Below are 18,400 nucleotides of genomic sequence, written 5' to 3'. Positions count from 1 at the left end.
GTCGAATCGTCGGTTGACACCTCTTTTCGCGATGTTATTTGTTGCCTTCTGTGGCAACGTCGCATTCCCTGGTGAGATCGGCACTCCGCCGTCCGCTCACCCTCCGGCCCGAAGAACTTGATCTCGGCGCGCGGGGGTTCCGGCTCGCGGACCCGGCGGTCCGGCCGGTCCTCGACTCGGTGGTCGCCGCCTTCGCCACCGGGTACAACGGGATGCTCTCCCGCGATCCGGGCGACCTCGGCGTAGACAGGCTGGGCGCGCGGGTCCGCGGCTTCGCCTACGAAGGCGCCGCGATGAGCGCCGTCATCCTCGACCTGGTCACCGTGAGCGGTGGCCGTCGCATCCGCGAACTCGACCGGGTGACGGGCGGGCGCTACGTCCACCTGCTGCTGGTCGGGGCAGGGTGGGCCTACGCCCGGCTGCGATTACGGCCGTGGCGCGGGGTGCGGTTCGGGCCGCCGGTGCTGCGCTGGCTGGCTTGGGACGGCTGGGGTTTCCACCAGGCGTTCTTCCATCCCGCCGCGGTCTTCGGCAGCGGCTGGATCGAGGCCCGCGTACCGGAGGACTGCCGCCCCATCAGGGACCAGGGGGCGGGCCGGGCGTTGTGGTTCTACGCCGGAGCCGAACCCGCCCGCATCGCCGAGGTGATCGAGGGACTTCCCGAACACCGCCGCGCCGATCTGTGGGCGGGCATCGGGCTGGCGGCGGCCTACACGGGGGCGCAGTCGCCGGAGGCGCTGCACCGCCTGGTCGCAGCGGGTGGGGAGCACGCCGCAGAACTGGCTCAGGGGGCGGCCTTCGCCGCCAAAGCGCATCTGCTGTCGGGCGTCGTCACCGACGAGACCGCCGCCGCCGTGAAGATCCTGACCGGCGTGGACGTCCCCGCGGCGGCGCAGTGGACCGACGACGCGCTGGCCGCGCTCACCGGCCGCCCCGACACCCCCGAAACCTACGAAGCCTGGCGGGCCGGTGTCCGGGACGCCTGGTCCTCCACCCTGGGAGAGGTGACACGGTGACGTCCCCGATCAAAAGACGCCTGGTACAGGTCGTCGCGGTCGTCCTGATCGTGGCCGGCTGGCAGGTGGCCCGCCAGCCCGCCGCCGCACCCGCGACGGCCGACGCCCTGGCCGGCCGCTTCGCCTTCCAGCGGCTCCCGCTGAACGAAGCGGCGACGGAACGCTCCATCCGCGTCGTGGCGCCCGCCTACAAGAGGATCGATCACTGGATCTCCTCGCTCGGAGGCGCGGTCGCGCTGGCCGACACCGACGCCAACGGCCGTCCCGACGACGTCTGCCTGGTCGACCCGCGCGACGACTCGGTCCGTCTGTCGCCGGTGCCGGGAACCGGCAGTAGGTACCCCGCCCGCGTCCTGACGGCGGGCCCGCTGCCCTACAACGCCACCATGGCGCCGATGGGCTGCGTGCCCGGCGACTACAACGACGACGGCCGCACCGACCTGCTCGTCTACTTCTGGGGTCGCAGCCCCATCCTGCACCTCAACTCCGGCACCGGTTTCACCCCGACGGAGATGATCCGGCCGTACGAGGTCTGGAACACCAACGCCATCTCGCTGGCCGATTTCGACGGCGACGGCCGGACCGACGTCGCGATCGGCAACTACTTCCCCGACGGCGCGCGCATCCTCGACCCGACGGCGGTGCAGTTCGGGATCCAGATGCAGGACTCGATGTCGCGCGCCTACAACGCCGGACGCAACCGGATCCTGCTCGCTCAGGGCCAAGGCCGCTTCGACGAGGCCGCCGGGGCGTTCGACGCCGAAATGGGCGACGGCTGGACCCTCGCCATGGGCGCCCAGGACCTCGACGCCGACGGCCGCCCCGACCTGTACGTCGCCAACGACTTCGGCCCCGACCGCCTGCTGCGCAACATCTCCACACCGGGCGCCCCGCGCTTCGAGCTCATGGAAGGGGTGCGCCACTTCACCACCCCCAAGTCCAAGGCCCTCGGGTGGGACTCCTTCAAGGGCATGGGCGTCGCGTTCGGCGACCTCAACGCCGACGAGGTGCCCGACATGGTGGTCAGCAACATCACCCAGAACTACGGCCTGCACGAGAGCAACTTCGCCTGGCTCAGCACCGACGGGGTCGCCTTCAAGGCCGAGGGCACCGCCTCCTACGACGACCACAGCGAACAGATCGGCATCTCCCGCTCCGGCTGGGGCTGGGACGTGAAGATGGGCGACTTCGCCGGAACGGGCGACCTGCAGATCGTCCAGGCCACCGGCTTCATCAGGGGCGAGACCAACCGCTGGCCGGAGCTGCAGGAACTGGCCATGACCAACGACGCCCTGCTGGTGGATCCGGCCATGTGGCCGCGTTTCCAGATCACCGACGACCTGTCGGGCAGCGACCCCGACCGCTTCTTCGTCCGCGGCGCGGACGGCCGCTTCCACGACCTGGGCGGCCGGCTCGGCCTGGACGACGGCGGCCCCACCCGCGGCATCGCGCTGGCCGACGTCGACCACGACGGACGCCTCGACTACGCCATCGGCAACCAGTGGCGGCAGTCGCACTTCTACCGCAACACCAGGACCACCGACCTGCCCCATCTCGGGCTCACGCTGACCCGCCCGGCCACCTGCCAGGGCACCCTCACCGCGACACCGGCGATCGGCGCCGCGGTGCGGCTGCGCTCCGGCGCGGCCGGGGTCACCAGCGGCCAGGTGTACCCGGCCGCAGGTCACGCCGGGGTCTCCTCGCCCGAGTTGCTGTTCGGGCTCTCCGGCCAGGCCGCCGACGTCACCCTCACCTGGCGCGACGCCTGTGGAGTCCGGCACAGCGCCGACACGCGGCTGACCTCCGGATGGCACACGGTCCTGCTCGGCAACGACGGAACCGTCAAGGAGACCCGATGAAAGACCCCCGCGTCATCGCGCTGCGCCGCTTCGCGATCTCGATCACGGCGTTCAACATCCTCGGCCACGCCGTGCTCGGCTTCGAGCAGGCCTACGTCACGCCGCTGGCGGCGCTGGCCGCCGCCTACATCCTGGAGATCGGGCTGGAGTGGCTGGACGCCGCGGCGACCGGGCGCACGCCCAAGTTCCGGGGCGGCGGCTTCAAGGGGCTGGTCACCTTCCTGCTGCCGGCCCACATCACCGGACTGGCCTGCGCGATGCTCCTGTACGCCAACGACCGCATCGCCCCGGTGATCTTCGCGGTGATCGTGGCGATCGCGTCCAAGTACCTGATCCGGATCCGGCTCCACGGCAAGTTCCGGCACGTGCTCAACCCGTCGAACTTCGGCATCGTCGTGGTGCTGATCGTGTTCCCGTGGGTGAGCATCGCGCCTCCCTACCATTTCACCGAGTGGATCAGCGGGCCGCTCGACTGGGTGCTGCCCGCGTTCATCCTGATCTCCGGCACGGTCATCAACGCCATGCTCACCAAGAAGATCCCGCTCATCCTCGGCTGGGTCCTCGGCTTCGCCGCCCAGGCGGTGATCCGGACCGGCATCGACGGCACGGCCACGGCGACCGCGCTGACCGTCATGACCGGCACCGCGTTCATCCTGTTCACCAACTACATGATCACCGACCCGGGCACGACCCCGGTCAAACCCGCCAACCAGGTCGCCTTCGGCGTCGCGACGGCCGCGGTCTACGGGCTGCTGGTGCACGTCCACATCGCCTTCGGCCTGTTCTTCGCCCTGGTCATCGTGTGCGCCCTGCGGGGTGCGGCACTCGGAGTGATCTCGCTGCGCGCCCGCGCCGCCACCCCCGCCGAGGAACCCGCGCCCCAGCTCGTCGCCGCCGCCAACAGGACGTGATCCCGTGTACGACCACGCCACCATCGCCATCGTCGGCGCCGCCTGCCGCTACCCCGGCGCCGACGACCCGGCCCAGCTCTGGGAGTCGGTACTCTCCCGGCGGCGCTCCTTCCGCCCCATCCCGCCGGGACGGCTGAACCTGGCCGACTACGCCGGCGACCGCGACGGCACCTACGCCAAATTCGCGGCCGTCCTGGAGGGCTGGAGTTTCGACCGGGCCCGGTTCCGCATCCCGGGGCCGGTCCACCGGGTCACCGACACCACCCACTGGCTCGCCCTGGAGGTGGCCGCCGACGCGCTGGCGTCCGCCGGATACCCCGACGGGGCCGGGCTGGAGCGCGACCGGGTCGGCGTGGTCGTGGGCAATACCATGAACGGCGAGTTCAGCCGCGCCAACGGACTGCGGCTGCGCTGGCCCTACGTCCGCAGGGTGATGCAGCAGGCGCTGACGGAGGAGGGCTGGGAGGCGCCCGAGCTGGCCCGCTTCCTGGCCACCGTCGAGCACCGCTTCAAACAGCCCTTCCCCGAGCCCAACGACGAGAGCCTGGCGGGCGGGCTGGCCAACACCATCGCGGGGCGCGTCTGCAACCACTTCGACTTCCACGGCGGCGGCTACACCGTTGACGGCGCCTGCGCCTCGTCCCTGCTGTCGGTCATCACGGCGGGGAACACGCTGCGTTCCGGCGCGGCCGACGTCGTGATCGCCGGGGGCGTCGATCTCAGCCTCGACCCGTTCGAACTGGTCGGCTTCGCCCGGACGGGCGCGATCGCGACCGACGCCATGCGCATCTACGACGAGCACCCGACCGGGTTCTGGCCCGGCGAGGGCTGCGGCATGGTCGTTTTGATGCGGGCGCAGGACGCGCTGGCCGAAGGCCGGGCGCCGCTCGCGCTCATCCGCGACTGGGGCGTGTCCTCCGACGGCAGGGGCGGCATCACCCGCCCGGAACAGGCGGGCCAGGTGCTCGCCGTACGGCGGGCCTACGAACGCCTCGGGTACGGCCCCGAGGACGTCGCCCTGTTCGAGGGCCACGGCACCGGCACCGCCGTCGGCGACGCCGTGGAGATCGCCACCCTCGTCGAGGCGCAGCGCGGCAGGCGGACCACGATCCCGGCCGCGCTCGGCTCGATCAAGGCCAACATCGGGCACACCAAGGCCGCCGCCGGGCTGGCCGGGCTGCTCAAGGCCGCCATGGCGCTGCACCGGCAGGTGCTCCCGCCCACCACGGGCTGCGAGAGCCCGCACCCCGGCCTCCGGGCCGAGGGCGCGCCGCTGCGGGTGTTGTCGGAGGCCGAATCGTGGCCGGACGGAGAACCGCTGCGCGCTGGGGTCAGCGCCATGGGGTTCGGGGGCATCAACACCCATCTGGTCCTGGAGTCGGCCACCTCCGCCCGGCGGGCGGCGCTGACCCCGCGCGAGCAGGTGCTCGCCCGGCGTCCGCCGACTCACGAACTCGTCCTGTTCGGAGCGGACAGCCCCGAGGAACTGCGCCGCGTGCTCGACCGGGCCGTCGCCGCGTCCGCGACGATGGCGATGAGCGAACTGTCCGACCTCGCCGCCAGTCACCTCCCCGCCGACCGGCCCGCCTTCCGGGCCGCCCTGGTCGCCGCCGATCCTGCGCAACTCGGTGACCGGGCCCGGCGGGCGCTGGCCGCGCTCGACGGGGGCTTCACGGTCTTCCCCGGCGGCGCGGTGGGCGCCGGCCCGGCTGGCCGGGCTGGTCTGCTGTTCACCGGCCAGGGCGCGGGCATCCCGGCCGGCCCCGGGGCGCTCGGCGGGTTCGATCCCGAACTGGCGGCCTACTTCGACGGCGTCGACGACACCGTCGACACGGCCGTGGTGCAGCCGTCGGTGGTGCGGGCCTCCATCGCCGGTTTGCGCTGGCTGACCTCGCTCGGCGTCACCGCCCACGGCGCCGTGGGCCACAGCCTGGGGGAGATCACCGCGCTGCACTGGGCCGGCGCTCTCACCGAGGACCAGGCCGTCGACCTGGCCGCCGCCCGCGGCAAGATCATGAAAACCCACGGTGCCCCCGGCACCGGGATGGTGTCGGTCATGGCCGACCGGGACCTTGCCGACGCGCTGATCGCGGGCACCGGCCTGGTGGTCGCCGCCGAACACGGCACCTCCCACGTGGTCGCCGGTCCCGACGCGGAGCTCGCCGCGCTGCTGACACGTTGCCGGACGCGGGGGATCACCGCGCGGCCGCTGCGGGTCAGTCACGCCTTCCACTCACCGGCCTTCACCGAGGCCGAGCCGGTGCTGGCCGAACACCTGCGCGGCCTGAACTTCGGTCCGGTACGCGGCAGCGTGCACTCCACCGTGCTCGGCACCTTGCTGACCTCGCAGACCGACCTGGCGGAGCTGCTGACCACCCAGCTCACCGCGCCGGTGAAGTTCGCCGACGCGGTCGTCTCCCTGGCCGAGGACTGCGACCTGCTGATCGAGGTCGGTCCGGGACACTCCCTCACCACGCTGGCCACCACGCTGACGCCGCGGCCCGTGGTCGCGATGGACGTCGGAGGCGAGCCGGCCGCCGCGCCGCTGCAGGCCGCCGCCGCGCTCTACGCGCTCGGCCTGCTCACCGACCCCCGGCCGCTGTCCGCCCATCGTTCGCACCGGCCCTTCGACCTGTGGCGGGAGCCGCTGTTCCTGGAGAACCCGTGCGAACAGGCGCCGCATCTGGAGGCGGGATACGAGCCGATCGCCGCCGAGGCCGTCCCGGAGACTCGGACGGCGTCCGGTGACGTGCCGGCGACCGTGCGGGAACTGGTGGCCGGGCTGCTGGAGCTTCCCGTCGACGCCGTCGGCCAGGACGACCGGCTGCTCAGCGACCTGCACCTGAACTCGCTGCGGGTCGTGCAGCTCGCGGGGGAGGCGGCCGCCGTGCTGGGCCGGGCTGTGCCCGCCGAGCCGCTGATGTCGGCCGACGTGTCGGTGGCCGAACTCGCCGCGCTGATCGCCGCGCTGCCCACCGCCGACGAGACCGAGCCGCCGCTCGCCGGGGTCGCGAGCTGGCACCGGCTGCTCACCGAGCACACCGAGCCCGTCGAACTGGCGGTCGCCGACCGTCCCCACGCCTGGCGGATCAGCGGCCGGGGCCCGTTGCGGGACGCCTTGGAACCCTCGCTCCAGTCGGGAGGCGACGCCGAACTCGTCTTCCTCCCCGAGGACCCTTCGGACGAGGACGTCGCGGCGCTGGTCGAGGCCGCCCGTACCGGATCGCCGCTCACGGTCGTCGACCACGGCGACACCGCCTCGGGCTTCCTCGCCTCGGTGCGCGCCGAACACCCCGACCGGTGGCTGCGCTGGATCTCCGCCGCCGACGCCGAATCGGTCGCGACCGTGCTCGCGGCCCCGTTCGACGGCCCTGTCGAGGTAGTCGCCGATGGCGGTGTCGGCGTCCCGGTCTTCCGCCCCGCCGGGGCCGGAACCGGCGGAACGCCGCTGACCCCGGATGACGTGGTGCTGGTGACGGGCGGCGGGAAGGGCATCGGGTTCCGCTCCGCCCTCGCGGTCGGCGACGCCTACGGCTGCCGCCTGCTGCTGCTCGGGCGCGCCGACCCGTCCGCCGACGAGGAGTTACGCGCCAACCTGGCACTCCTCACCGAGAACCGCATCCGGTACGCCTATCTCCAGGCCGACCTCGCCGATCCGGTGGCCGTGGCGGAGGCGATCGGCGAACCGGTCACCGCGATCATCCACAGCGGGGGCGTCAACGAACCCAAACGCTTCGCCGAGCTCACCGACGACGACCTCGCCCGGCACGCCGCCGCCAAGTACCACGGCCTGAAGAACGTCCTGGCCGCCGTCGACCTGTCCCGGCTGCGCCATGTGGTCACCTTCGGATCGGTCATCGGCCGGTTCGGCCTCCCCGGCGAAGCCCACTACGCCCTGGCCAACGGCCGCATGCGCGAACTCGCCCGCGTCCTGGCGCGGCGGGTGCCGCACTGCCGGGTTCGCAACGTCGACTGGACGGCCTGGTCGGGCGCCGGCATGGGCGAGCGCCTCGACGTGCTCGACGGCCTGCGCCGGGCGGGGGTCGACCCCCTCCCGGCCGATCGAGGCGTGGAACTGCTCCATGAGGTGCTCACGGCCGATAATTCCACCCTCCTGGCGACCGGGCGGCTGCCGCAACTCGACCGTCCCGGCGACCCGGCGGGATCGTTGCTCACCCGGACCCGGCTGCACGTCCCCGGCGTCGAACTGGTCGCCGAGGCCGACCTGGCGCTGGACACCCACCCCCAGCTGAGGGACCACCTCATCGACGGGCTGGCCGTGCTGCCCGCCGTGGTCGCGCTGGAGCTGATGGCCGAGGCCGCCGCGACGCTCACCGGGCACCCGGTCACGTCCCTCGGTACGGCCCGCTTCGACCGGCCGGTCATCGTCCCGGACGACGGGGTGCGAACGGTCCGCGTCTGCGCGCTGGCCGGCCCGGACGGGGTCCGCGTGGTGCTGCGCAGCGACGAGAGCGGCTACGCCGCCGAGCACTTCACCGCCGTCGCCGGAACCACCCGGGAGCCGATCGAGCCTCTGCACCGGGTCTCGGAACTGCCGCCGCACGACGGCGCCGACCTCTACGGCCCGATCTTCTTCCACGGCCCCGCCTTCCAGCGGGTACGCCGTTACGACCACCTGGAGGCCACCGCCTGCGTCGCCGTCGTGGACGCCGGGCCGCGCTGGTCTCCGGAGGGCACGCAATTGGGCGACCCCACCTTCACCGACGCCACCATCCACGCGCTCCAGGTCTGCGTGCCCGGCCGTCGCCTGCTGCCGGTCGGCTGCGAGGCGATCACCGTGCACGACCCCGGCCCCCACCCGGCGGAACTGCGCCTGTCGGCGACAGAACATCACCGCGACGGAGCCGAGCACGTCTACGACGTCTCGGTCCACGACGACCAGGACCGGCCCGTGCTGAGCTGGCACCGGTTGCGGCTACGCGACATCGGCCCGCTCGAACCCGAAGGCGGCTGGCCCGCCGTCCTGCTCGGCCCCCTGGTCGAACGCGGGCTGGAGAGCCTGCTCCCCGACGTCAACGTCAAGGTCGAGACAGGCCCCGGCCTCGACCTGGAGGTCACCGGCGCGGCCACGCTCGGCTGCGCCCTGGACCACGTGGCCCTCGACGAGGAGGAGCCGCCAGGGGAGCCCCATCCGATCACACGGCTCACCGGCGAGCCCGCCGCCTTCACGCACGCGCGGTTGCGCACGGTCCGTTCCTGTCTGGTCTCGGCGGGCGACACCGGCGGGGTGCCGCTCACCGTCTCAGGGGTCTTCGAGCAGGGATGGGTTCTGCTGCGCGGCGGGCCGCACCGGATCGCCTCGGCGATCGTGCGCATCGGCGGTGATCCTCGGCCGGTGGCCGTGGCCGTCCTTGTGAAGGGATCACCGTGAACCCCCACTTCGCCTACGAACACCTGGTGACCTTCGCCGACACCAACCTCGTCGGCAACGTCTACTTCGCCAACTACGTCGCCTGGCAGGGCGCCTGCCGGGAACGCTTCCTGGCCGACCACGCGCCTGGAGTGCTGCGCAACCTCTACTCCGACCTCGCGCTGGTCACCGTGTCGTGCTCGTGCGAGTACTTCGCCGAGTTGCAGGCCTTCGACCTGGTGTCGATCCGGATGACGCTGCGCAGCATCGACCTCAACCGGATCGTCATGGGCTTCGACTACTTCCGCGTCGGCAACGGCCCCGGCCAGCTCGTCGCCCGCGGCGCGCAGACGGTCGCCTGCATGCAGCGCGTCGACGGCGACCTCATCGCCATCGACGTCCCCCAGGAGCTCTACCAGGCGCTGGACGCGTACGCCGTGCCGGGAAGCCGGCGGTGAGGGGGGAGCCCGTCGGGGTCGTCGGGTGCGGTTCGATGGGCGCCGCCATCGCCGGGCTGCTGCACCGCAACGGCCATCCGCTCCTCCTGGCGGGCGGGCCGCGCCGGACCGGCGCCCTGCTGGCCGCCACGCTGCCCGGCTCCGTCGCCGCCGACCTGGCCACGGTCGCCGCGAGGGCGCCGATCGTGTTCCTGGCCACCCGGCTGCGGGTGACCTGCCAGGTCATCGCCCCGCTGACCGCACGCGAACTGGCCGGCCGCGTCGTCGTGGACGTCTCCAACCCCGACCCCGGCGACATGCCGGAGGGCGGGCCACGCTCGTCGGCCGAACTGGTCGCCGACGCCTTCCGCAAGAGCGCCGTCGTCAAAGCGCTGAACTGCGTCTCGGCCCGGCGGCTCAGCCTGGTAAGGCCCGGTGACGACCTCACCGTGCCGATCGCGGGCGACCACCCGGCCGCCAAGGACGCGGTGACCGCGCTGCTCGGCGGCACCGGCCTGACCATCCTCGACGCCGGACCGCTGTCGGCCAGCACCTGGATCGAGTCGCTGGCCGCCTTCTTACGTCACCTCGGCACCGAGCAGGGCCTCGGCGACTCCGTCGGGTTCCGGCTCACCACCCCCCACCAGAAAGGACGGCCCACGTGACGGCCACCCAGCCCCGCTCCACCGCGCCACCGCGGACCGACGTCCCCGACCATCGGGGTCGGATCGTGCTGTTCAGCTTTCTCGGCGGCTTCGCCCTGACCGTGCTCTGGTCGGCGCCCTTCGTCGACAAGGTCATCGGCGAGAACGTCACCAGCGCGATCATCGGCCACGAGGCCACTGGAGCGCCCATCGCCGGCATCCTGTCGGGCGTGCTGTTCGCCTTCGCCAGCGGCCTCGGCGGCACCTTCACCGCCTGTAACATCGCCGCTCTGGGCGCGGTCGCGCCCATGCTCGGCGAACGCCGCTCCATCAAGGGCCGCATCACCCAGGCGCTCGTGCCGCTCGGCTGGCTGGTCGCCGCGATGGCGGTCGTCTCGGCTCTGTACGGGGTCGTGGTCGCCTTCTTCGGCACGCACATGCCGCAGTACTCCACCGTCACCGTCGCCTCCGGGCAGCTCGCGCCGCGCCTGATCCAGTCGCTGGTCGTGTTCGGCGTCCTCGGGCTGGTCATGATCTACCTCGGGCTGGCGGCGCTGCACCTGGTGCCCGACCCGCTGGCGAAGGTCTCGGCCCGATTCCCGCACGCCCGGTCGCTGGTCATGGGCGTGCTGATCGGCCTGTTCCTCATCGGCCGCCCCTTCGGCCTCTACCGGCAACTGTTCCGCGACGTCGCCGACAGCGGCAACCCCCTCTACGGCGCGCTGTCGTTCCTCACCCAGTCGCTGGGCAACATCGTCGTGCTCGCGGTGCTGTTCCTGCTGCTCGCGGTCGCCACCGGCGGGCGGGTCCAGCGCTGGCTCACCTCCAAGCCCGGCCGGGTCGCCGTGGTGGCCGGGTCGGCGCTACTGGTCGCGGGGGTCTTCACCTTCCTCTACTGGGACGTCCGGCTGCTCGCCCGCACCGGCGTCATCTGGTTCCCCACCATCACCTGGTACTGACGGAGAAACGCCATGCGTTCCTGGGCCATCAACAACCGCTACCACCACATCGCACTGTGGATCTATCTCCTCATCGTCGTGGCGCACTGGGCCGAGCACATCACCCAGGCGATCCAGATCTACGCCCTCGGCTGGCCGCTGCACGAGGCCCGGGGCGTCCTCGGCGTGCCGTTCCCGTGGCTGGTCCACTCCGAGTGGATGCACTACGGGTACGCCTTCCTCATGCTCATCGGGCTGATCCTGCTGCGGCCCGGCTTCACCGGCCGGGCCAAGACCTGGTGGACCATCTCCCTCGCCATCCAGGCCTGGCACCACTTCGAGCACCTGCTGCTGCTCATCCAGGCGCTCTCCGGGTCGTACATCGCCGGCAAGGCGGTGCCGACCAGCCTGATCCAGCTGCTCATCCCGCGCGTCGAGCTGCACCTGTTCTACAACACCATCGTCTTCGTCCCGATGGTGGTGGCCATGGTGCTGCACATGCGGCCGCGGCCGGAGGAACGGGCGGCGATGGACTGTAAGTGCGCCGCCCGCTCCCTCGTCACGACCCGCTGAGCGGGTCATGCCTTCCTGGCGTACTGGGTCTGCGCGTTGAGTTCTTTGAGCTTCACGTCCTTGGCCGACCGGAGGCCGGGGTCGGTCAGATCCAGTACGTCCAGGCCCTTCTGGGTGTCGGTGGCGTAGACGTAGCCGTTGTAGTAGTAGGCCGACCACGCGCCGCCGAGCATGAGCTGCTTGTCCGACAGCGGCGGCCGGTCGAAGTAGGCGATCTCCTTGGGCCGGCGCGGGTCGGTGAACTCCCAGACCGACACGCCGCCCTGGTACCACGCCTGCACCATGACGTCACGCCCGGCGACCGGCACCAGGGAGCCGTAGTGGGCCACGCAGTTCTCCGTCGGTCCCTGCTCGCGGGGGATCTTGTAGTAGCTCTGCTTGACCAGCCTGCGCTTCTCGATCGTGTAGACGGCGTTGGCGCCCTTCTCCGCGCCGACCATCTTGTTGCAGGTGGGGGCCATGCCGCCGCCGAGTTCGTCAGTGAAGACGACCTTGTCGCCCTTGTCGTTGAACAGCGCGGAGTGCCAGAAGGCGAAGTTCTCCACGTCGCGTTCGGTGTCGATCACCCGGGGCCTGAGCCGGTCGGAGATGTCGATCAGGATGCCGTCGCCCATGCACGCCCCGGCCATCAGGTCCTTGGCCGGGTAGGCGGCCAGGTCGTGGCAGCCGCTGGTCGGGAACCAGGTGGCGCCTTCGTCGGCCGGGTTGCCGCCGCCGGGGAACAGCACCGGCTGGGCGGCGATCTTCGCCTTCTCGGACGACTTGACCGGGACCTTCACGATCGCGATGCCGTTGTGCGGGGGCTGGCAGGTGGGGTTGGTCGGGGCGGGGCCGTAGGAGGAGACGTACAGGAAGACCGAGTCCTTGTCCCTGCCTTCGCCGGGCACCAGCGTGTTGGTGTGCGAGCCGCAGGGGGTGCGCACCGCTCCGACGTAGCGCGGGTTCGACTTGTCCTTGATGTCGAAGATCTTGATTCCCTCCCACGCCTCCGGGTCGGTCGGCGAGGCGGGCGTGCTCTTGCACGTGTCGTCGCTCCGGGGGTCGTCGGTCGACAGGAACAGCAGGTCGCCGTGGACGGACAGGTCGTTCTGCGCGCCGGGGCACAGGACCTGGCTGACGAGCTTGGGGGCGGTGGGGGTGCGGATGTCGTACACGACGAAGCCCTCGAAGTTGCCGGCGATCGCGTGATCGCCGGTGAAGACGAGGTCGGTCATCGGGGCCATCGGCGCGGCGAACGGGCCGGGCTTGGGGATGTTGGCCACCTGCTTGACATTCGGACTGCTAAGCACCGCGTCGGGCGCGGGGGAGGGCGCGGCGACGCCGGGTGTGCTGCCGAAGGTGAGGGCGAGGACGGCCAGCGCGCCGCCCACGCGTAAGGGGGTTCTCCGGTTCATGACTTCCAGTGGAGTACTTTATAAATATATAGTCAATATCGTTCGATGAGAGATTCCATGGAAGCCGGACTCGTCACTTCGGGGCCATCCGCCCATCTTCGAGTGACAGTTGACGCTTTCGGAAGCAGCCACTAACGTTTAAAACCATACAGTGATCTTCCGCCGGGCGTGGAGCGCGCGAGGCGCTGCCCGGTCCTTCCCCCTGTCTGGTTGGAGTGACCATGACCGACGTCTCCTCGCAGTTCCCCAAGGATCGCCAACGATGGACGCTCATCCTGGCCTCGTTCGCGTCCTTCATGGTCGGCCTCGACGTCCTCGTCGTGACCACCGCTCTGCCGACGCTGCACGAGGAGCTCGGCGCCGGCGTCGCCGGGCTCGGCTGGACCGTCAACGCCTACGAGCTGGGCTTCGCGGCGTTCATACTGACCGGCGCCGCGCTCGGTGACCGGTTCGGACGGCGCAACCTGTTCGTCGCGGGCATCGCGATCTTCACGCTGGCCTCGGCCGTCTGCGCGCTCAGCACCACCATCGAGACCCTGATCGCGGCCCGCGCCGTCCAGGGCATCGGCGGCGGCATCGCCATCGCGCTGGCGCTGGCGGTCATCACCGACGCCACCCCGCCGCAGGAACGCGGCGCCGCCTTCGGCATCTGGGGCGCCATCTCCGGTGTCGCGGTCGCCGCCGGGCCGCTGGTCGGCGGCCTGGTCATCCAGGGATTCGCCTGGCAGTGGATCTTCTGGCTGAACGTGCCCGTCGGCATCGCCCTGATCCTGCTCAGCATGGCGCGCATCGCCGACACCCGGGGCGCCGTACGCGGCATCGACGTCGTCGGCCTGATCCTGTCGACGCTCGGCGTGTTCGGCATCGCGCAGTCGCTGATCCGGGGCGGTGACGTCGGCTGGACCGAGCCGACCATCCTCATCGGGTTCATCGGCGGCTTCGTCGCGCTGGCCCTGTTCGTCTACTGGCAGACCAAGACGCCCAGCCCGATGATGCCGATCGGCATGTTCGCCAACCTGAGCTTCACCGGCGGCTGCATCGCGGGCTTCGTGCTCGCCGCGGCCCTGTACGGCAACGGCTTCGTGTTCGCCCAGTACCTCCAGCTCGCTGAGGGCAACTCGCCGCTCGGCGTGGGCCTGCGCATGCTGCCCTGGGTCGGCCTGGCCATCATCGTCTCCCCGATCGCCGGGAAGCTGGCCGACCAGATGGGCGAGCGCCCGCTGGTCATCATCGGCCTGCTCCTGCACGCCATCGGCTTCGGCGCGATCGCCTTCATGGCCGACGCGGGCACCGGCTACGGCCCGATGATCTTCCCGCTGCTGCTGGCCGGCATCGGCGTCTCCATCGCCTTCCCGACCGTCGCCTCCGCCGTGATGCGCTCGGTCAACCCGATGGAGGCGGGCATCGCGGCCGGCGTCAGCAACACCGTCCGGCAGGTCGGCGCGGTCTTCGGCGTCGCCGCCGCAGCCGCGACCTTCACCGCGACCGGCGGCTACGGCAGCGCCGAGAGCTTCGTCGACGGCTTCACCCCGGCCACGATCGTGCTCACCGTCATCACCCTGGTCGGGGTCGCGGCCGCCTTCATCATCAAGCGGCCCGAGTTCGACATGGCGCCGTCCCCCGAGCCTTCCCCCATCCGCGAAAACTAACGAGAAGGGACACATCATGGGTAACCCCATCGCCTGGTTCGACCTCACCTCCAAGAACGCGGGCGTCTCCCGCAGCTTCTACTCCGAGGTCTTCGGCTGGAAGATCGACGTCGACCCCGACATGGGCTACGGCATGGTCGACACCGGCTCCTCCGAGGGCATCCCCGGCGGCATCGGCGAGAACCCCGAGGCCGCCCCCGCCCTGGTCGTCTACCTCGTCGTCGACGACGCCGAGGAGACCCTCAAGCAGATCGAGGCCAACGGCGGCCAGCGCGACGTGCCGCCCTACGAGATCCCGGGCATCGGCACCATGGCCACCTTCAAGGACCCCGACGGGATCACCGTCGGCCTGTGGCAGCGCTGAGCCGACCATGACCGCCGATGAGATGGGCGAACCGCCCCCGGACGAGGAACTCGACATGGTCCTTCGGGCCATCGCCGACCCCACCCGCCGGGCGATCCTGCATCTCATCGCGTCCACGGAACTGCCGGCCGGGCGGATCGCGGAGCACTTCGCGGTCACCCGGTCGGCGGTCTCCCAGCACCTGAAGGTCCTGCGCGAGGCCGGCCTCGTGGTCGAACGCCGCCAGGGCACCCGACGCCTCTACCGGGCCAGCCAGAGCACCCTGGCCAAGCTGCGCGCCTTCCTGGAGGACATCTGGTGGGCGGGCTTCGCCCGGGCCCGGGTCGAGGCGGAAGACCGGGATCCAAAAAAAAATGACTCCATGACGGGGTGGCGACGATGGTGGACCGGCTCAGCGCACGCGCGCGCAAGGCGGTCGTCCTGGCACAGGAAGAGGCCAGGATGTTCAACCGCAACACCATCGGCACCGAACATCTGCTGCTCGGCCTGGTCCAGGCCGGAGGGATCGCCGGGGCGGTCTTCCACGAGATGCGGGTCGAACTCGACCTCGTCCACGAGCAGATCGAGATCGTCGTCGGGGCGGGGCCCGTGTTCACGCCGGGTCCGATCCCGCTCGGGGAGCCCGCGGCCCGGCTGATGGCCCGCGCCACCGAGGAGGCCCGCCGCCTCGGCGAGGACACCGTCGACACCGAGCACATGCTGCTCGGCCTGCTCGCCGACGAGAACGACCCCGCCGTCGCCGTGCTGCACGGCCTGTCGGTCGACCCGGTCCGCGTCCGCGAACGCGTCTACGAACTGCTCGACCAGGTCCCGGAGCCGATCCGCGCCGCCACCGGCCCGGTGCGCTCGGTCGACCTGCTGCTGTCGCGGTTCGGCCGCAGCCTCACCGACGCCGCCCGCTCCGGCGACCTCGATCCCGTCGTCGGACGCGACCACGAACTCGACCGGCTGGTGCAGGTGCTGCTGCGGCGGACCAAGAACAGCCCCCTGCTGATCGGCGAGCCAGGAGTCGGCAAGACCGTCCTGGTCGAGGCGCTCGCCCAGCGGGTGGTCGCCGGGACGGTGCCGGAGGAACTGCTCGGCAAGCGCCTGTATGCGCTGGACCTCGGCTCGATGATCGCGGGCGCCCGGGAACGCGGCGTCTTCGAGGAACGCCTGCGCACGATCCTGGCCGAGGCCCGCACCGACGGCGAGGTCATCCTCTTCGTCGACGAGATCCACGCCCTGGTGGGCGCGGGGGACCGGGCCGGGGCGCTGGACGCCGCCGCCATCGTGAAACCCCTGCTGGCCCGCGGCGAACTGCGCGTCATCGGGGCCACCACCCCGGAGGAGTACCGCAGGTACTTCGCCGGCGACGTCACCATGGACCGCCGCTTCCAGCCGATCACCCTGGAGGCGCCCAGCGTCGCCGCCACCATCGAGATCCTCAAGGGCCTGCGCCCCCACTACGAGGCCCATCACCGAGTCGTCGTCACCGACGCCGCGCTGGTGGCCGCCGCCCGCATGACCGACCGCTACGTCACCGGCCGCGCGCTGCCCGACAAGGCCATCGACGCCATCGACGAGGCCGGCGCGCTGGCCCGGGTGCGCTCACTGGCGGGCGGCCACGCCCCCGACAAGGTCGACGAGGACCTGGTCGCCGAGGTGCTGGCCGCCATGACCGGCATCCCGCTCGAACGGCTGACCACCGAAGACCTGCTCCGGCTGCGCAACCTCGAAAACGAGCTGCGCGCCCGCGTCGTGGGCCAGGACGCCGCCATCGCCTCCCTGGGTTCGGCCATCCGCCGCTCGCGCGCGGGTGTCGCCGACCCTGACCGCCCGATCGGCTCCTTCCTGTTCGCCGGCCCTTCGGGCGTGGGCAAGAGCGAGCTGGCCAGAGCCCTGGCGGGCGTGCTGTTCGGCGCCGACGACGCCCTGATCCAGGTCGACATGAGCGAGTACGCCGAACCCCACTCCGTCTCCCGCCTCATCGGCGCCCCGCCCGGCTACGCCGGGTTCGAGGACGGCGGGCAGCTCACCAAGCAGGTTCGGCGCAAGCCGTTCAGCGTGGTGCTGTTCGACGAGATCGAGAAGGCCCATCCCGACGTGCTCGACGTGCTGCTCCAGCTCGTCGAAGAAGGGCGGCTGACCTCCGGAGACGGGCGTACCGTGACCTTCACCAGCGCGGTGGTCATCCTCACCACCAACCTGGGGGCGCGCGAGGCGGCCCGGCAGACCTCGGGGTTCGTCAGCGAGCGGATGACCGGGACCCTCGTCCACAACGAACTGCGGCGGTATCTGCGGCCCGAGTTCCTCAACCGGCTCGACGACGTCGTCGTCTTCGCCCGGCTCGGCCACGCCGAACTGCTGCGCATCGTCGACATGGCCGTCGACGACCTGTCCCAGCGCCTCTATGAAAGCGCGGGTGTACGGCTTCAGGTGACCGCCCCCGCCAAGGAGTTCCTGGCCAAGCTGGGGAACGACCCGGCCATGGGCGCCCGGCCCCTGCGCGGAACCGTCCGGCGCGAGCTCGACGACACCCTGTCGGCGCAGGTGCTGAGCGGGCGGCTCACCGCCGGGCGGACGGTGCTGTTCGGAGTGAGCGACGGGGAACACCCGTCGCTCACCTTCACCGTCCTGTAGCCGGTTCGAACTCGGCTAGCTGCCCCAACGAGACCAGGCCGGCCGCGCTCACCATGCGGGTCACCCAGTTGAACTGGCAGGCCGTCCAGAGCGCCTCCAGGATCTGCGCGTCGCTCCAGCCGCAGGCGCGGGCCTTCGCGAAGTCGGCCTCCGTGACGCGGTGGGACTCGTCGGTGATCCGCTTGGCCAGCCGCAGCAGCTCGCGCACCGGTTCGGGCAGATCCATCCGCTCCACCTCCGCCACCGACAGGCTCGCCTTCAGCGCGGTGTCGGCGCCCAGCAGATCGAGGAAGAGCACGTGCGCGTCGACGCAGTAGCGGCAGGAGACCTCGCGCGCCACGTACGCCGCGATGAGCTCCTTGACGTCGCGGGGCAGCTCTCCCTCGTCGAAGACCGAGCGGTAGCCGTCCCAGAACACCTTGAGAAATCGTGAGCGAGTGCTGACGAGCTTGAAGACGTCGGGCACCAGCCCGAGCCCGAAGTGATCGCGGATCTCGCCGTAGAGTTCGGCGACATCGCCGGTGGCGGCGGCCTCGGTGACGATCGGGACGTTGACGCCGGGAGAGCCGGGGGTCATGCGCGCTCCTCAGGGTTGCCGGGACAACTTACATATTCTATGTAT

At 71.3% G+C, this 18,400-nt stretch carries 13 protein-coding genes and 1 pseudogene; 12 read left to right on the top strand and 2 right to left on the bottom strand.

Annotated elements, in window-relative coordinates; all coding sequences use genetic code 11:
* The first annotated feature begins 71 nt into the window (after positions 1-71).
* The 8 genes from AW274_RS24905 to AW274_RS24870 are packed head-to-tail and all read left to right on the top strand — an operon-like array spanning position 72 to position 11,749.
* Positions 72-1,016 (top strand): DUF1702 family protein, encoded by a 945-nt coding sequence (locus AW274_RS24905; RefSeq protein ID WP_062436783.1) that lies wholly within the window; start codon positions 72-74, stop codon positions 1,014-1,016.
* Positions 1,013-2,875 carry an FG-GAP repeat domain-containing protein gene (locus AW274_RS24900; protein ID WP_062436781.1) on the top strand — a complete coding sequence of 621 codons (1,863 nt, stop codon included), beginning with the start codon at positions 1,013-1,015 and terminating at the stop codon, positions 2,873-2,875. The genes AW274_RS24905 and AW274_RS24900 overlap by 4 nt, the downstream gene beginning before the upstream one ends.
* Positions 2,872-3,786: a hypothetical protein gene (locus tag AW274_RS24895; protein WP_062436779.1), complete on the top strand. Its 915-nt coding sequence runs from the start codon at positions 2,872-2,874 to the stop codon at positions 3,784-3,786. The genes AW274_RS24900 and AW274_RS24895 overlap by 4 nt, the downstream gene beginning before the upstream one ends.
* A gap of 4 nt (positions 3,787-3,790) precedes the next feature.
* A complete protein-coding gene (locus AW274_RS24890; RefSeq protein WP_062436777.1) occupies positions 3,791-9,178 on the top strand; it encodes a type I polyketide synthase in 5,388 nt (1,795 codons plus the stop codon).
* A complete protein-coding gene (locus AW274_RS24885) occupies positions 9,175-9,615 on the top strand; it encodes an acyl-CoA thioesterase (protein WP_062436776.1) in 441 nt (146 codons plus the stop codon). The genes AW274_RS24890 and AW274_RS24885 overlap by 4 nt, the downstream gene beginning before the upstream one ends.
* Positions 9,612-10,259 (top strand): NADPH-dependent F420 reductase, encoded by a 648-nt coding sequence (locus AW274_RS24880; protein ID WP_157520703.1) that lies wholly within the window; start codon positions 9,612-9,614, stop codon positions 10,257-10,259. The genes AW274_RS24885 and AW274_RS24880 overlap by 4 nt, the downstream gene beginning before the upstream one ends.
* Positions 10,256-11,197, top strand: coding sequence for a hypothetical protein (locus tag AW274_RS24875; RefSeq protein ID WP_062436772.1), 942 nt, complete (start codon positions 10,256-10,258; stop codon positions 11,195-11,197). The genes AW274_RS24880 and AW274_RS24875 overlap by 4 nt, the downstream gene beginning before the upstream one ends.
* 12 nt (positions 11,198-11,209) lie before the next feature.
* Positions 11,210-11,749, top strand: coding sequence for a hypothetical protein (locus tag AW274_RS24870; RefSeq protein ID WP_062436770.1), 540 nt, complete (start codon positions 11,210-11,212; stop codon positions 11,747-11,749).
* Positions 11,750-11,754: 5 nt separating this feature from the next.
* Here AW274_RS24870 and AW274_RS24865 read toward each other — a convergent pair whose 3' ends face one another.
* On the bottom strand, positions 11,755-13,143 hold the full coding sequence (locus tag AW274_RS24865) for an LVIVD repeat-containing protein (RefSeq protein WP_062436769.1): 1,389 nt from the start codon (positions 13,141-13,143) through the stop codon (positions 11,755-11,757).
* Positions 13,144-13,364: 221 nt separating this feature from the next.
* On the opposite strand from AW274_RS24865, the gene AW274_RS24860 reads away from it, so the two are divergent.
* From AW274_RS24860 to AW274_RS24850, 4 genes and pseudogenes are all read left to right on the top strand, one after another.
* Positions 13,365-14,792, top strand: a complete 1,428-nt coding sequence (locus AW274_RS24860; protein ID WP_062436768.1) for a DHA2 family efflux MFS transporter permease subunit — start codon at positions 13,365-13,367, stop codon at positions 14,790-14,792.
* 16 nt (positions 14,793-14,808) lie between these two features.
* Complete coding sequence (locus tag AW274_RS24855; protein ID WP_062436766.1) at positions 14,809-15,156, top strand: VOC family protein; 348 nt, start codon at positions 14,809-14,811, stop codon at positions 15,154-15,156.
* A gap of 7 nt (positions 15,157-15,163) precedes the next feature.
* Positions 15,164-15,418 (top strand): annotated as a pseudogene (locus AW274_RS43045) (ArsR/SmtB family transcription factor); the annotation flags it as partial.
* Positions 15,419-15,534: 116 nt separating this feature from the next.
* The gene (locus AW274_RS24850; RefSeq protein WP_062437933.1) at positions 15,535-17,778 is read left to right on the top strand and encodes an ATP-dependent Clp protease ATP-binding subunit; all 2,244 of its coding nucleotides are present in this window, start codon (positions 15,535-15,537) and stop codon (positions 17,776-17,778) included.
* On the opposite strand, the gene AW274_RS24845 is transcribed toward AW274_RS24850, so the two are convergent.
* Positions 17,765-18,355: a carboxymuconolactone decarboxylase family protein gene (locus tag AW274_RS24845; RefSeq protein ID WP_062436764.1), complete on the bottom strand. Its 591-nt coding sequence runs from the start codon at positions 18,353-18,355 to the stop codon at positions 17,765-17,767. The two genes, AW274_RS24850 and AW274_RS24845, sit on opposite strands and share 14 nt — an antisense overlap.
* Between the last annotated feature and the right edge of the window lie 45 nt (positions 18,356-18,400).

The organism is Herbidospora daliensis (assembly GCF_001570585.1).
Taxonomy (GTDB): domain Bacteria; phylum Actinomycetota; class Actinomycetes; order Streptosporangiales; family Streptosporangiaceae; genus Herbidospora; species Herbidospora daliensis.
The sequence above is the reverse complement of the archived record's forward strand: the minus strand, read 5'-3'. Positions and strand labels throughout refer to the sequence as shown.